Here is a 15416-nt window from a genome sequence, read left to right as displayed (position 1 = left end):
CTTATCCTCCTCAGCCCTGTCGTCCGAGGGCAGCATCGAAACGCTGCCAGATGGGGGCCATGTCGACCACGGACTTGTTGCGCATCGCCTCGTCCATGGAGAGTGCCAGAAGCCCGGCCTCAAGCGCATCGACCACCGAGACCGGCAGCGGCGCGCCATCGATGAGATGCTTCAAAATATCCTCGGCCATCTGCTCGTCGGCGCCATAATGGCTCGAGAGCGAACTGACCTCATAAGTCTTGTCTTCGAGCCGATCCGAGGTGCGGGCATCGGTGACCTTGAAATAGTTGCGGACGAAATCGCCCTCCGCCATGCCCTTGGCGCCGATCACGGCAAAGCGCCGGAAATCGTCAGCCACGTTGAGATTGGTGTGGAAGGTCAGCGCCGCGCCATTTTCGTACTGCACGAGCGCGGTCTGGAAATCGATGATGTCGCCATCGCTGTCGAACACCTTGTCCGTGCCCATCCAGCCTGAGGGCTTGCGGTGATAGACCTCAAGATCGTTGATACCCGACACCTGCGGGGCATTTTCAGGCGTGAAACTGCGGCGGCCGCCAAAACTTGCGACATAGCGCGGGCGGCAGCCCATGACCCCATTATAAAGATCGAGATCGTGGCAGCACTTTTCGAGCATGAAACTGCCCGAATATTTGCCGTAGCGACGCCAGTCCCGCATGAAGAAGGCGCCATGATAGGGCGGAATGGTTTCCGAGGCTTCGATCGAAGCGATATTGCCCAGTTTGCCTTCGGCCTGCGCCTTGCGCAGATCAACATAAAGCGGGGCATAGCGCAGCACGAGGCCCACCATGACATTGTCCGAGCCATATTTGCCGATCAGTTCGGCAATGGCCATGGTGTCTTCGATCGAGGTCACGACCGGCTTTTCGGCGAACAGCTTCATGCCGCGCTCGAGGCCGATACGGATATGCTCGAGATGCATGTGATTGGGCGACCCGACCATAAGCAGGTCGAGATTGCCGTTGTCGATCAGCGCTTCGAGGCTGTCATATTGCTGGCCGACGGAGACGCCATGCTCCTTGGTATAGGGAAGGCCCGCGGGGGCCGGATCGACATAACCGACGACCTCGAAATCACTCCGGGCAGCGGTAAAGACCCGCGCCAGATAAGCCAAGCGATAGCCAAGGCCGATAATGCCTACCCGCATATTCCCTATACCCTGTTTTCCGCCAATCTCTTCCGGATTAGTCGGCATTTCTGTAAACGATTTTCAAGACTAGGCGTCTTTATGACACAATGTCAACACAGATTCAGAGTGTTGACAATACCAATTTAAGCCACTTTTCGATGGCGCCTTTTTGGGCGGCTATTTGCCGTATTTCTAGGCGTTTGGCAGTGGTTTGACTAAAAAATCCGTGTGGACAAGCCTCCGGAAAGCGCGCAGCATGTCGCAATTGGTATCCATGTGGCCTCTTTCATGAGCGTCACCAGAGATGACATGCCTGAAAATTTCATACAGAGTGCATCGCGCGGCCCAAAATGAGGAGCGGACCGCGCAAGAGATCACGAAAGACCCCTGACATGAGCCTTTCCACCAACCCCTTCCCCAATGATGCCGACCGCTCCGATATCTGGACCATGCTGGTGCCGCGCGACATCGCCGCCTATGTGGCCGCCGATTGGTCCATGGTCGAAGGCGATTTCGTCGCCGAGGATTTTGTCGGCATCAACGGCAACAAGAACGACAATCCCGATGGCTGGACCATCAGCTATCCCTCGCTCGCCGACTACAGCGCCGAATGGCTGCGTCAGGCGCATGAGGGTCAGAAGCAATCCTATGCCGAAGACGTCGAAGCCGGCATTCACCGCGCGACGAGCCTCACCGAGATCGAGATCACCGGCGACCGCGCCATCGCCCACAAGAAATTCAACGGCGAGATCAAGCTCTCCAATGGCGGCGTCGATCGCCTCAATTGGCAGACGCTCTACTTCTGCCGCAAGGTTGCGGACCAGTGGAAGCTGACCGGGTTTGTTGGGTATCTGCCTTATCCAATGGGAAAGCCCACGTCCCGCTAGCCCCCTCATCCGGCCCTTCGGGCCACCTTCTCCCCAAGAGGGAGAAGAATAAACCGGCGATCTCCTCTTATTCCTCTCCCCCTCGGGGAGAGGGTGGATCGGCCAAAGGCCGAGACGGGTGAGGGTGCCGCGACGACATTCATTGAATGGCAGACACCATGTCCTTCCTCTCCCCCCAGCGCCTCGTCATGCTGGTCTTCTTCCTCCAGCCCGTGGCCTTCGGCTCCTGGCTGCCGCGCATTCCCGAAATCCAGGCCGGGCTCGGCCTCGGACCCGCCGCGCTGGCGCTGGCCCTCCTCGGCATGCCCTGCGGCACCCTTATCACCCTGCCCTTTGCCGGGCCGCTGGTGGCAAAAATCGGCGCCCGCAGCGCCATCATCTGGGGCTTTGTGTTTTATTCCATCGCCGCGAGCCTCCCGGTCCTCGCACCGCACCCGATCGCGCTCTTCATCGCCCTGATGCTGGCCGGCTCCGCCATTTCCTTTGTCGAACTGGGCCTAAACGTCCAAGCCGATCTCGTGGAAAAATCGAGCGGCAAGATGATCATGAACACCTCCCATGGCTGCTGGTCGCTGGGCATCATGGTGGGCAGTCTCATCGGCTCAGGCTTTGCCGCAATCGGCCTCGCCCCCCAGATCGCCGTGCCGCTGCTGGCAGCGCTGGTGCTGCCGGTTGCAATGATCACTGGCTCTGCCCTGCCAAGACTTCATGACGCCCCCACCGAGGGACAGGCGCAAAAATCGGCCTGGTCGCTGCCAAGCCCGGCCCTGATTGGCATCTGTCTTTTCGTCTTCGGCATCACCATGACCGAAGGCGCCATGGCCGATTGGTCAGCCATCTTCCTCCGCGACGCGCTCTCGGCCGAAGGCGGCCTTGTCGGTCTCGGCTATTCGTTCTTTGCCTTCATGGTCGCCGCCGGCCGTTTTGGCGGCGACACCCTCAAGCGCACCTTTGGCGCCGTCAACACCGCTAGGATCTGCGGCGCCCTCGCCGTTCTCGGCGGTGTTTTGCTCTATTTCGCTCCCGGCGTCGAACTGGCCCTCGTCGGCTTCGGCATTATCGGCGTCGGCGTGTCCGTCGGCTTCCCGCTCGCCGTCACTGCCGCAGCCGGGATCGGTGATCGCGCCGCCTCGGCCAATGTCGCCGTCCTCTCCTTCGTCGCGCTGACCGGCTTTCTCATCGGCCCGCCGCTGATCGGCTTTGTCGCCGAACATTTTGGTATCCGCTTCGGCATCGCCTGCGTCGTGCCATTCCTCCTGATCAGCCTTTTCCTCACCGGACGCCTCACCCCGCGCCCGGTTAAAACCAATCACAATCCAGAAGCCGACGTTCCAGGAGTGCTCTGATGCGCATTGCCGTTGCTGGCCTGCATACCGAATGCAGCACCTATAATCCCGTCATCGCCCGCGAGGCCGATTTCCGCGTCTTGCGCGGTCCCTCGATGCTCAAGGACCAATATTTCGATTTCCTGACGCATTTTCCGGCCGAGTTCGTCACCGTGCTCCACGCCCGCGCCATTGCCGGCGGTCCCGTTGAAAACGCGCTCTACCAGAAATGGAAGGCCGAAATTCTCGCCGGTATCAAGGCCGCGCTCCCACTCGATGGCGTCTATCTCGCCATGCACGGCGCCATGTTCGTGGAAAATATGTTCGACGCCGAGGGCGACTTCATCGCCTCCGTCCGCGATCTCGTCGGCGCCGACGTCGTGATCGCCTGTAGCTACGATCTCCACGGCAATGTCAGCCAGAAAATCATCGATGGCCTCGACATTTTTTCCACCTACCGCACCGCGCCCCATATCGACGTACCCGACACCATGCGCCGCGCCGTGACCATGCTGGTCCGGGCCCTGCGCACCGGCATCCGCCCAAAGCTCGCCTGGGCCCCCGTCCCGGTCCTCCTGCCCGGCGAGCGCACCTCCACCCAGGATGAGCCGGCGAAAAGCTTTTACACTCAGCTCCACGAGATCGAAGAACCAACCGGCATCTGGGATGCGAGCTTCCAGGTCGGCTATGTCTGGGCCGACGAACCCCGCTCCACCGCCTGCGCCGTCATTACCGGCACCGACACGGCAGCGATGGAAAAAGCAGCAGCCAAGCTCGCCCAGGACTATTGGAACGTGCGCGAACAATTCGTCTTCGGCATGGAGGTCGGCTCCATCGAAGAATGCGTCACCCGCGCCATTGGCAGCACTACTAGCCCGGTCGTGCTCGCCGAATCCGGCGATAACCCTACCGGCGGCGGCGTCGGCGACCGCGCCGAAGTGCTTGCAGCCCTCATCGCCCGCAATGCCCAAGGTGTCATTTTCGCCGGCATCGCCGACAAGGCGGCGACGGAAGCCGCCTACGCCGCCGGCGTCGGCGCCACCCTTCCCCTCCATATCGGCGCCAGCCTCGACACCGCCTCGACACCGGTCGACACGACAGCGGAAGTCGTCTTCCTCCTCGAACACGAAAATCCTCTCTTCCGCGAAGCCGTGGTCCGCATCGGCGGCGTGGACCTCGTCCTCACCGTCCGCCGCCGCCCCTTCCACAATATCGCCGACTTCACCAGGCTCGGCCTCGATCCGCGCAGCGCAAAGATCGTGGCGGTGAAATCAGGCTACCTCTCGCCCGAGCTTGGCCCCATCGCCAATCCCGGCATCATGGCCCTGTCGCCCGGGGTCGTGGACCAGTTCGTCGAACGCACCACCCGCAACCACACACCGCGCCCAAGCTTTCCATTTGATCGCGATTTTGCGTTTGTGCCGCAAGTGAAGTGGTCGGCGCTGGCAAAATAATCCCGCGCTTGCCGTCACTCCCTCCCATCCTCCCCCATCAAGGGGGAGGTGTCGCATCGCGTTTGACGCGCGATCTATTCACAATCTCCGCCCTGCACCTCCCCCTCGATGGGGGAGGCTGGGAGGGGGTGGAGCCACACACACCAAACCACCCTTCCCCCCGCCGCCGCTTTCGTTTACTCAAAACCGAAAGCAACGGCTCCCAATGAACCCTCAAATGCGACAGGCTCAGATCGTCGAACTCGCCCGCAAAAAGGGCGGGGTCACGGTGGAGCAGCTCGTCGAGGCGTTCGACGTCACCCCGCAAACCATCCGCAAGGACCTCAATCTCCTCTGCGACCGCGGCGCGTTGAAACGCACCCATGGCGGGGCCATGCACCCCTCGGGGGTGGAAAATGTCGAATATGAAGCCCGCCGCCAGATCGCCACGGATGAAAAACAGGCCATCGGCCGCGCCGCTGCCGCGCTGATCCCCAACAATGCCTCGCTCTTCATCAATATCGGCACCACGACCGAAGCCGTCAGCCAGGCCCTGGCCGAGCATCGCGGCCTGATGGTCATCACCAACAATATCAATGTCGCCAATCGCCTGCGCGTCGCTCCCACCATGGAGGTGGTGATTGCGGGCGGCGTCGTGCGCTCGTCAGACGGCGGCATTGTGGGCGAGGCAGCGGTCGATTTCATCCGCCAGTTCAAGGTCGATTTCGCCGTCATCGGCGTTTCGGCCATCGATGCGGATGGCGCCCTTTTCGATTTCGATTTTCGCGAGGTGAAGGTCGCGCAGGCCATCATCGCCAATGCCCGCCACGTCATTCTCGTGTCGGATTCGAGCAAATTTGCTCGCACCGCTCCGGTGCGCATCGGCCACCTTTCCCAGGCCCATACGTTCATCACCGATCACTGCCCCTACGATTCGATCAGAACACTCTGCGCCGAAGCGGGGATCACGCTGATCGAAACTTCCACTTCCAAACTCGACAGGACCAAAAATGACTGACAGCCAAGAGACCCTGGTAAAAGCCCTAGTCGCCGCCCATGACGGCGGCCCGCTGGTGGGCCCGGTCGATGCAGCCCTGGTTCCTGCCGATATGGCGGCCGTCTATGCCATGCAAAACAGCGTCATTGCCGGCATCGGCCCCGTGGGCGGTTGGAAGATCATGGCCGGCGCCCAGGGCGACCCGATCTGCGCGCCCATTCCCGCCAACCGCTTCTTTGCCAATGGCGCCGCGCTCGATGCGAAAACCCATCGCCATTTCCTCGCCGAAGTCGAAGTCGCCGTCCTCCTCGGCGCTGATCTCTATGGCGCGCCCAATCGTTTTGAAGTCGAAGCCGCCATTGCCTCGGTCAATCCCGCCCTCGAAATGATCGCCAATCCCTTCACCGATCGCGATGCGACGCCGCGGAACCTGCAGCTCGGCGATCTCCAGAGCAATGGCGCCGTCGTCGTCGGCCCAGCCCTGAGCAATGACATTCGCGCGACCCTTGCGGCCCTGCCCGTGTCGCTCCTCCTTGATGGCAAGAACGCCAAGGACACGGCGACCGGCGCCTCCTGGGACGACATCGTGGCCGCCCTCGTCTGGCTCGCCCCCCATGCCGAAGCCCGCGGTTTCCCCCTCAAGGCCGGCCAGACCGTGATCACCGGCTCCCGCGTCCTCGCCCCGCTCGCTGGCGCCGATTTGGTCGAGGGACGCCTTGGGGACTGGGGCAAGGTAAGTGCACGCTGCACATATTGAGCGGGTCGATACCCAATACGAAGCCACGACGCCCCAGCAGCCCTCATGGTGAGGTGCTTTGCGGAGCAAAGCCTCGAACCACGGGGGCGTGGCACTGAACCATCGGGACACACGCTCCCCCCCCCCACTGGACGTCACCCCGGCGCAGGCCGGGGCCCATCCCGAGATCTCAAGATGGGTCCCGGCCTTCGCCGGGATGACAATCGAGTTTGGGGCGCCATTCTGCCCCAACCAAAGCCGCGGAGCGGGTGAGGGGGCCTTTCTTCAACCGCTCCCAAAACAAAAGGCCCGCTTTCGCGAGCCTTTGCATTTTCAAAACATCAGCGCTTCGAGATCCATATCGTCACTCGCCGGTTCTTCCACCGGCGCCGCGCTGGCGCCGCCGAAGAGCCGGGTGTGGATCTGCCGCTCCGCTTCCATCGTATACGTCTTCCGCAGGCGTTCGAGCACCGGCAGCAGTTCCGCCGTCAGCTCGTTCGGCATGGCTTCCAACGAAAGCGCGGCAATTTGCAGCGCAATGTCGTCCATATTTTCGGCCAGGCGCGATTGGCCATCAATGCCCCGCGCCGCCGCCTGCAACAGACCGATGACCTTGGGGCCATCGGCATTGAGGCTTTCCATGGCCGCCGACAGGCCCTCGTCGAGCCGGGTCAGCAGCGTCATGGCGTGATTGGCCTGCTGTTCGAGCCGCCCGATCTGGCCGGCATTGTCCCCGCCTGCCGCCGCCCCAAAGGCACCGGCGAGCGCCGAAGCTTCATCGAGCTGGGCCATGGCCGCTTCCGCCGCCACCACGGTTTCCGTCGTCAGTTCGCGCAGTTGCGAAGCGATCACCGTCAGCGATGCGCCGCGCGGACCCAGTTGGGCGCAGCGTACCGCCGCGTTGAGCGACACGAGCCGCATATTGGATTCGATATCCTGAACAGCCGCGACGTGGCCCAAGAGGATCGAAACGGTCTGCTGCACCGCCGCCGCCACCGCTTCGAGCTTGCTGCGTTCCATTTCGCAGTCGCGCAGGATTTCCGTTGCCACGCGCAGTTGCGCCGATAGCACCGTCAGGGCCGATGCTTCATTGTCGCCATCGCCATAAAGGTTGCGGCTGCGCGCCATGATGGTGCCGGCGTCGCTCGCCAGCGCCTGCAGCGCCTGTTCGGCCTCACCGACTTCGCCGGCAAAGTCGGCGGCCGTGGCGCGCAATTGTTCCTGTTCGAGCAGGCTTATTGCGGTCAGCGCCTCAACACTGAGAGCCTCATCGCCACCGACGATTTCGGCGAGGCAATCGAGCCCGGCTTCCACATGTTCGAGCCGCTGGCGGGTGGAATCGCCCACCTGCAAGGCCATGACCGCGCTGCCGATCCGGCCGACAATCTGGCGCGACACGCGACCGGTCTCGGCCGAGCTTTCAACGGCCGATTGCCGCTGCCGGTCAAGCGCTTCGAGCGTCTCGTCGAGATTATGCGCCAGTTCGGTCAGCGTATGGGCATGGGCCGCATCAAAGCGATCGCGCTGGCTCGCCGCCTGATCAACCTCGCTCACCAATTGCCGATAGACGGTGCTGAAGTCGTGGATGGTCGTGCGCGCCGAATCCGAAAGCGTCGAAATATCGGTGGTAAACACCTCGAAATCGTCGCTATCGCCGACGATGCCGGCCGCCGTCACCCGCGCATTGATCGAAACGATGCCGATCATTTTGACCGTGCGGCGCAAGACGCTGATCGGGCCATTGGCCGCAGAAACCACTTCCACGAGACGCGTCAGGTCGGCCTTTTCCTTGGCAAAATCCTCGGTGAGCTGCAGCGCGGTGCGGGCAACGGCGCGCAACTGGCTTGAGGCTTCGCTGACCTCCTCACCCTGCAAAGCGGCGGGCAGGGCTTCGAATTGCCGCGTCAGCTTGTTGAGCATGGCCGCGCCTTCGGACAGGCGCGAACCGACGGAAACGAAAGCCTCCTCGATCTCCTGGCGCGGCTTGGCGAGCGCCGTGGAAAGTGCGGAAACGTCCCTGGCTTGGGGCTTATTATTGGTCATGCCATGCCTCCGGTTGGTTTTGGAGCGTTACGGGCAAAGGCGACGATCTCCGTCGCCATGCGAGAAAGGGGCAATACGCGCACGGCGGCGCCGCGCTGAATGGCTTCCTTGGGCATGCCGAAGACGACGCTGCTCTCTTCGTCCTGGGCGACGGTCGGGCTACCCATCTGCCGCATTTCGAGAAGTCCGCGCGCGCCATCATCGCCCATGCCGGTCAGGATCATGCCCAGCGCATTGCGCCCCGCCGCCTGCGCAGTCGAGCGGAACAGCACGTCGACGGATGGCCGATGGCGCGACACATGCGGGCCCTCGACGATTTTCACCGTATAGCGCGGGCCGTTGCGCACGAGTTGCATATGCACATTGCCCGGCGCGATCAGCGCCCGGCCTGGGATCACCAGGTCGCCATCTTCCGCTTCCTTGACGGTGATGGCGCAGGTGGTGTCGAGCCGGCGGGCAAAGGCACCGGTGAATTTTTCGGGCATGTGCTGGACGATCAGAATGGCCGGACTGCCTGCGGGCAATTCCTCCAGCACCTGACGCAGGGCCTCGGTGCCGCCCGTCGAAGCCCCGATCGCAACGATCGGCTCGGTCACCGGCAGGCGCGCGATCAGGCTATCGCGGCGCGTGTCCGAAATCGGCGGCATCACGGCGTCGGCGGTCAGCTTGGCTTCCACCTTCAATTCGGGCGCGGCCTTTTTGAGGCCCTTCATCTTGGCATGCGCGGCCGCCTTGGCGGCGTCGCAGATGCGCATGCGCGACTCTTGCAGGAATTGGGCGGTATCGACGCGGGGCTTGGTCACGACATCGACGGCGCCGGCTTCCATGCACTGCATCAGCGTATCGGAGCCCGCTTGCGCGAGGCCCGAACAGATAACGACCGGGATCGGGCGCTGCGACATGATCTTTCTTAAAAAGGTCAGGCCGTCCATGCGCGGCATTTCCACATCGAGGAAAATCACGTCGGGCACTTCGTGCCGGATTTTTTCGACCGCTACATAGGGGTCGGCCGCCGTCGCCATGACCTCAAGGTCAGGGTCGGCGGCGATGATTTCGCTCAGCGTAGTGCGGACCGAGGCGCTGTCATCAACGATCAGCACGCGGATCTTACTCATGACTAGTCAGCTCTCACACGCGCTGGAAGACGGCCGGCGCAACCTGCCGGACGGGGATCGACGTGCCGATCATGGACTCGGAATGACCAAGAAGTAGATAACCGCCGGGCCGCAAGTGGCCAACGAGCCGGCTGATCACCTTGGCCTGGTCCGCCTTGTCGAAATAGATCAGCACATTCCTGAGGAGAATGATGTCGACATCCCGGTCGAAGGGATATTTTTCATCCATCAGGTTGAGCCGGTGAAACTGCACGAGGCGCCGCAATTCAGGCACGATGCGCACATCGGGCCGCAGGCCGGCCTTGCGCGACCACATCAGATATTGCGCCTGCATCGACTGGGGCACGGGCACGATCTGTTCGGCGGGATAGACCGCGCGCCGGCCGTGATCGAGCACATCGGTCGAAATATCGGTGCCAAGGATCGAGAAGCGGAAATTGCGCTGTGCCTTGGCCATGTCGGCCAGAACCATGGCGCAGGTAAACGCCTCCGCCCCGGTCGAAGAGGCGGCGCTCCAGATTTTAAGCACCGGATTGCGCTCGCCATCCCGCGCCGCCAGCAGTTCGGGCACCATCCGCGAGCGCATCAATTCGAAATGCTCGGGCTCGCGGAAGAAGTCCGTCTTGTTGGTGGTCACCACATTGATGAGAAACGGCAATTCGGCCTTGAGCCCATCACGGCGGAAAACATAGTCGCAATAGCTATCGAAGGTTTCGATCTGCAAGGCGCGGAGGCGCCGGCGCAACCGGCCTTCCACCATCAGGCGCTTGGCTGGCGGCAGGCGGATGCCCGCCTCGGACCCGATCAGCGCCGAAATCTTGGCAAAATCGGTATGGCTGAGATGGTCTTCGCCATCGGTTTCAACAATTGGGGCACGCGCTAATAAAGCCACACTGGTCTCCAGGGGGAGAGGGGCCCGCGCCAAACAAAGCGCGGGTCGGAAATGTTCAGGCGGCCGAGAGGGCCATAGCCCCCTCACCCAGGAGCTTGTCGAGATCGAGCACCGTCACGAAGGCGCCATTGCGCCGGCCGATGCCCTCGATGCAGTGATCCTGCCAACGCGCATTGAAGCTCGGCGGCGGATCGAGCGTCTCGCTATCGAGCACCGTCACCTCAAAAACGCGGTCGGCACGAAGGCCCAGCGTTACCGGACCCGCCGCACTATTCACCGACAGCACGACGATGCGCGTCGTCTCGGTGTCCGCCGCGGGCTCCATGCCGAGCGTCAGCCGTAGGTCGAGCACCGGCACGCCCTGCCCCCGCACATCGATGATGCCGAGAAAATTGTCCGGAGCCCGCGGCAGGCGCGAAATGACGCGCATGTCGAGGATTTCCTGCACCTTGGTGACGGGGGCGGCGAAGAGTTCCTCCGCCACGCCCAGGGTCACATATTGATTGTGGTCAGCCATGGTACCCTCTTGTCAGGCAGAGATACGGGTGAAGCCTTCGTCGATTTCGTCCGAAGCGCTATCGAGCGACAGGTCGAAGCCGCCGGCATTGGCCTTGGTCCGGCCGGCCGCCTTGTGCATGTGCGGCGCCGAGGCCATGACGGCGGCCTTGAAATCGCGCTTGGCCCTGGGTGCCGCTGCCAGCTTGGCGGTCGCGGCAGTGCCGAGACGGAAGTAGCTGATCGCGGTCTGGAGCTGTTCGGACTGGCTTGCCAGTTCTTCCGCGGTTGCCGACATTTCCTCGGCCGCCGAGGTGTTTTGCTGGGTCACCTTGTCGAGCTGCTGAATGGCGGTGTTGATCTGGGCGGCACCGGCATTCTGTTCGCGGCTGCCGGCGGAGATTTCTTCCACCAGTTCCGCCGTGCGCTGAATATCAGGCACGAGCTTGCCGAGCATTTCGCCGGCCGATTGCGCGGCCTTCACAGTCGTCCCCGACAGCGTCGAGATTTCCGCCGCCGCAGCCTGCGAACGTTCAGCAAGTTTTCTCACCTCGGACGCCACCACCGCAAAACCGCGCCCATGTTCGCCGGCACGAGCCGCTTCCACTGCTGCGTTAAGAGCGAGGAGATCGGTCTGGCGGGCGATTTCCTGCACCACCATGATCTTTTCAGCGATGGTTTCCATGGCGCTGACCGCATTGGTCACAGCCTGGCCCGAAGCGATGGCATCGGCAGCGGACTGTCGGGCGATCTTTTCGGTCTGGCTGGCATTGTCAGCGGACTGCTTGATCGTGGAGGCCATTTCTTCCATCGAAGCGGACGCCTCTTCGGTCGAGGACGCCTGTTCGGTTGCGCCCTGGCTCAGCTGTTCGGCCGTGGCCGACATTTCCTGAGCACCGGCAGAAACATTGTTGGCCGAGGCAATGGCGTCGGCGATCACTTCGCGCAGTTTTTCGACCATGCGCTCGAGCGCCATGCCCAGCGTATCCTTCTCCGAGAGCCGCTTGGGCTCGACCGTCAGGTCGCCCCCGGCGATCTGGTCGGCAATGGTGGCCGAGGCGCGCAGGTTGTCGGTCATGACCGTGAGCGAATTGGCGAGATCGCGGATTTCGTCATTCGCCTTGTGTTCGATCTTCTGGTTGAGATCGCCAATGCTGATGGCGTCAGCGAGGCTGATGGCGCGGCGGAGACCGGCGCTGATGCTCATGGAGATCCAGACAGCCACGGCGATCGAGAGCACCAGCGTCAGGCCGGTGGCCGCAAACAGCATGCTGCGCGAGTTTTCGTACTGAACGTTGGTTTCCTGATCCATCACGGCCATGTCTTCGGTGACGAGACCATTGAGGTCGTCGAGCAGCCCGATCATGGCATTATTGACCTCGGCCCCCTCGCCCATGGAAAGGGCGGCAGCGCGCGCATTGGATTCGGTGGTGTTCTGCTTGCCCAGATTGAGGATCTGGTCCTGCAGCGAGATCCAGCGCGGCAGCAGCTGACGGAAGGCCGACGCTTTTTCGCGGATCGTGGGATCGGTGTCCTGCTCGAGATTGGCAAGCAGGGGCTCGATTTCGCCGCGATTGGTCAGGACGGTATCGACATAGCCGGCAATTTCCGAGGCATTGCCGTTCATGATGAGATTCTTCTCGGCGCGGGTGGCCAGCAGCACCGCATTGGCGAGGTCGTTCGATTCCCGCAGATTGGCCGCCGGACCATCGACAAGCCGGGTGATCGCATCGTTGAGCGATCCGAGATTGGAGATCGAGAAGGCCGTCATCAGGCCCGAAATCAGAATGACCGCGGCAAAGGCCAGGCCAAGTTTCAATTTGATAGTGAATCTCATTCGAGATCGTCCTTGTCCGAAGACGCTCCTGCGTCCCTTACTCATCTTGTTACCGGCAAAGCCGGCGGGTTGCTTTGGGGTCGGGCGCAAGTCCGGCCCCCAATTTGAAGCGTTGCGTATCGGCAAAGGACGCGAAGGACTTCTATCCCTCAGTGCCGTTACGCTGCGCCGGCGCGGGAGAACTCGCTGTCGAGATCGTCCGAAGCGCCGTCGAGTTCGAGGTCGAAACCACCGCCACCCGCCTTGGAACGGCTGGCCGAAGCGCTCATGTGCGGAGCGGAGGCGGCAACAGCGGCGCGAATATCGCGCTTGAGTGCGGGCTTGCGGGCCGCAGCCGTTGCCGTCGCATTGAGGCGGAAGTAGCTGATCGCTGCCTGCAACTGATCGGCCTGGCTCGCCAGCTCTTCGGAGGTCGAGGACATTTCCTCGGCCGCCGAGGTGTTCTGCTGGGTCACCTTGTCGAGCTGCTGGATGGCGGTATTGATCTGGGCCGCGCCAACATTCTGCTCGCGGCTGCCGGCGGAGATTTCTTCCACCAGTTCCGCCGTGCGCTGGATATCGGGCACCAGTTTCGAAAGCATTTCGCCCGCCGACTGCGCGGCCTTCACCGTTGTGCCGGAGAGGGTCGAAATTTCGGCAGCAGCAGCCTGCGAGCGTTCTGCAAGCTTGCGAACTTCCGAAGCCACGACGGCAAATCCGCGACCATGTTCGCCGGCACGAGCGGCTTCCACCGCGGCGTTGAGCGCAAGGAGATCGGTCTGGCGGGCGATTTCCTGCACGACCATGATTTTCTGCGCGATGGTTTCCATGGCAGCAACGGCATTATTGACCGCTTCGCCCGAGGCAATCGCATCGGCAGCGGACTGGCGCGCGATCTTTTCGGTCTGGCTCGCATTGTCGGCCGACTGCTTGATGGTGGAGGCCATTTCTTCCATCGAAGCGGAGGCTTCTTCGGTCGAGGATGCCTGTTCGGTGGCGCCCTGGCTCAGCTGTTCGGCCGTGGCCGACATTTCCTGGGCGCCGGCCGAAACATTGTTGGCCGAGGTAATGGCATCGGCAATCACGTCGCGCAGTTTTTCGACCATCTGCTCGAGCGCAATACCCAAGGTATCCTTGTCCGAAAGGCGGCGCGGTTCGACGGTGAGGTCGCCGGCGGCGATCTTTTCGGCAACCGTGGCCGAGGCGCTGAGCCCTTCGACCATGCGCTGCATGGCAAGCCCGAGCACGTCCTTGTCGGACAATACCTTGGGCTTGGCCGAAAGGTCGCCATAGGCCACCTGATCAACGACTGCTGCCGAAGCGCGCAGATTGTCGGTCATGACATTGACGGTGTCGACGAGATCCTTGATTTCGTCATCGCTCTTGATGTCGACGCGCTGATCGAGATCGCCGATAGCAACGCCGTTGACGACCTGCTTGACGCGATTGAGGCCACGGCTGATGCCCATGACGATCCAGGTGGCGGCAATACCGGCGATCACAGCCGAACCGATCAAGAGGCCGATCAGCAGGACCATGCTGTTCTGATAGGTTGCATCAGCTTCGGTCGCTGCTCCGGTGAGAAGCGCACGGTTATGATCGATCATGGCCTGCAGCATGGCAGTCGCCTCGATGCGGACCGTATTGGCCGCATCGACACGGCTCGCCGCGAGAAGGTCGGCGCGGGTCATGCTCATGGCCACGGCCTTGTCCATGGCCGCGACCATTTCACCATAGGCGGCCTCGGCCGTGTTGAGGAGCGTGGTCTCGCTGGCCGGAATCGAGCGGGCAAGGACCGGCATCTGTTGGGCGATGGAGGCAAGGCCCTCGAGATAGTCGGCGTGCCATTGTTCCTGCAATTGCGGGTCAGAGGAGGCGAGCAGGATATTGCGCTGCTGGCGGAAGATGTCCGTCATGGTGAGGAACATGTCCGAGGCCTGCTGATAGGCGGAGAATACCGGCACATCCCCGCTCGCGACGCGGTTGGCGAGGACCTTCTTGAGCGCGCCCATGCTGTCTTCGACCTTGCCCAGAGCGCCGCTGCCTTCGCTGCGGCTAATCGCCAGCGCCTGCGTGTCGCTATTGATCTGGGCGGGCTCTTCCGCGTCCTTCACCGCACTCCAATATTCATCGAACTTGGCGATGAAGAGGTTGAGGTCGGCAATTTCCGCGGCATCGGTGACATTGCCGCGCAAGGTGTTGATGTCGTCGATGGCCTCGGCGTGGCTTTCTTCCACCAGCGCGACATAATTGGCGACTTCGGCGGGATCGTCGGTCAGGATCAGAGCGCGGGTACGCGACCCCATGGCCTCCATGCTGGCTTGCAACTCGGACATGGACATGGAGTTGGCTGCACGGGTGTTGACGATGGTTTCGAGCGAGGCATTGAGCTGGCCGAGGTTCTGAATCGCGATCAGCATGCTACCGGCCGAAAGTGCCACGACTACCGCGAAGGTCGCCGCCAGCTTGGCCTTGATGGTTATTCTCATAGTATAGCGCCCCTTCTAGGCAGATCGATATTGCGTCGCCT

General features: G+C 62.3%; 12 protein-coding genes. 5 read left to right on the top strand and 7 right to left on the bottom strand.

Features of this window, described 5'->3' with window-relative positions; all coding sequences use genetic code 11:
• Positions 1 to 10: 10 nt before the first annotated feature.
• Positions 11 to 1165 (bottom strand): Gfo/Idh/MocA family protein, encoded by a 1155-nt coding sequence (locus tag ASD83_RS16870; RefSeq protein ID WP_056313074.1) that lies wholly within the window; start codon positions 1163 to 1165, stop codon positions 11 to 13.
• Positions 1166 to 1539: 374 nt separating this feature from the next.
• Between ASD83_RS16870 and ASD83_RS16865 the strand changes: the two genes are divergently transcribed.
• The 5 genes from ASD83_RS16865 (at position 1540) to ASD83_RS16845 (ending at position 6546) form a co-directional block, all read left to right on the top strand.
• Positions 1540 to 2034 (top strand): hypothetical protein, encoded by a 495-nt coding sequence (locus tag ASD83_RS16865; protein ID WP_056313072.1) that lies wholly within the window; start codon positions 1540 to 1542, stop codon positions 2032 to 2034.
• Between the two features lie 146 nt (positions 2035 to 2180).
• A complete protein-coding gene (locus ASD83_RS16860) occupies positions 2181 to 3380 on the top strand; it encodes an MFS transporter (protein ID WP_244489217.1) in 1200 nt (399 codons plus the stop codon).
• Positions 3380 to 4813, top strand: coding sequence for a M81 family metallopeptidase (locus tag ASD83_RS16855; protein WP_056313070.1), 1434 nt, complete (start codon positions 3380 to 3382; stop codon positions 4811 to 4813). Before ASD83_RS16860 ends, ASD83_RS16855 begins: the two co-directional genes overlap by 1 nt.
• Positions 4814 to 5030: 217 nt before the next feature.
• On the top strand, positions 5031 to 5810 hold the full coding sequence (locus ASD83_RS16850) for a DeoR/GlpR family DNA-binding transcription regulator (protein WP_244489216.1): 780 nt from the start codon (positions 5031 to 5033) through the stop codon (positions 5808 to 5810).
• On the top strand, positions 5803 to 6546 hold the full coding sequence (locus ASD83_RS16845; RefSeq protein WP_056313066.1) for a fumarylacetoacetate hydrolase family protein: 744 nt from the start codon (positions 5803 to 5805) through the stop codon (positions 6544 to 6546). Before ASD83_RS16850 ends, ASD83_RS16845 begins: the two co-directional genes overlap by 8 nt.
• A 312-nt stretch (positions 6547 to 6858) precedes the next feature.
• Here ASD83_RS16845 and ASD83_RS16840 read toward each other — a convergent pair whose 3' ends face one another.
• The 6 genes from ASD83_RS16840 to ASD83_RS16815 all read right to left on the bottom strand — a co-directional run bounded on the left by ASD83_RS16840 (position 6859) and on the right by ASD83_RS16815 (position 15375).
• Complete coding sequence (locus tag ASD83_RS16840) at positions 6859 to 8568, bottom strand: hypothetical protein (protein ID WP_056313064.1); 1710 nt, start codon at positions 8566 to 8568, stop codon at positions 6859 to 6861.
• Complete coding sequence (locus tag ASD83_RS16835) at positions 8565 to 9683, bottom strand: protein-glutamate methylesterase/protein-glutamine glutaminase (RefSeq protein WP_056313061.1); 1119 nt, start codon at positions 9681 to 9683, stop codon at positions 8565 to 8567. The genes ASD83_RS16840 and ASD83_RS16835 overlap by 4 nt, the downstream gene beginning before the upstream one ends.
• A gap of 13 nt (positions 9684 to 9696) precedes the next feature.
• A complete protein-coding gene (locus ASD83_RS16830; protein ID WP_082561295.1) occupies positions 9697 to 10575 on the bottom strand; it encodes a CheR family methyltransferase in 879 nt (292 codons plus the stop codon).
• Positions 10576 to 10630: 55 nt separating this feature from the next.
• Positions 10631 to 11092, bottom strand: coding sequence for a chemotaxis protein CheW (locus tag ASD83_RS16825; protein ID WP_056313059.1), 462 nt, complete (start codon positions 11090 to 11092; stop codon positions 10631 to 10633).
• Between the two features lie 12 nt (positions 11093 to 11104).
• Positions 11105 to 12907, bottom strand: a complete 1803-nt coding sequence (locus tag ASD83_RS16820; protein WP_056313056.1) for a methyl-accepting chemotaxis protein — start codon at positions 12905 to 12907, stop codon at positions 11105 to 11107.
• Positions 12908 to 13065: 158 nt separating this feature from the next.
• Complete coding sequence (locus tag ASD83_RS16815; RefSeq protein WP_082561294.1) at positions 13066 to 15375, bottom strand: methyl-accepting chemotaxis protein; 2310 nt, start codon at positions 15373 to 15375, stop codon at positions 13066 to 13068.
• Between the last annotated feature and the right edge of the window lie 41 nt (positions 15376 to 15416).

This window comes from Devosia sp. Root685 (assembly GCF_001427875.1).
In the GTDB taxonomy this organism is placed as follows: Bacteria; Pseudomonadota; Alphaproteobacteria; order Rhizobiales; family Devosiaceae; genus Devosia.
Note: the sequence above shows the minus strand (reverse complement) of the source record. Positions and strands in the feature narration are given on the sequence as shown.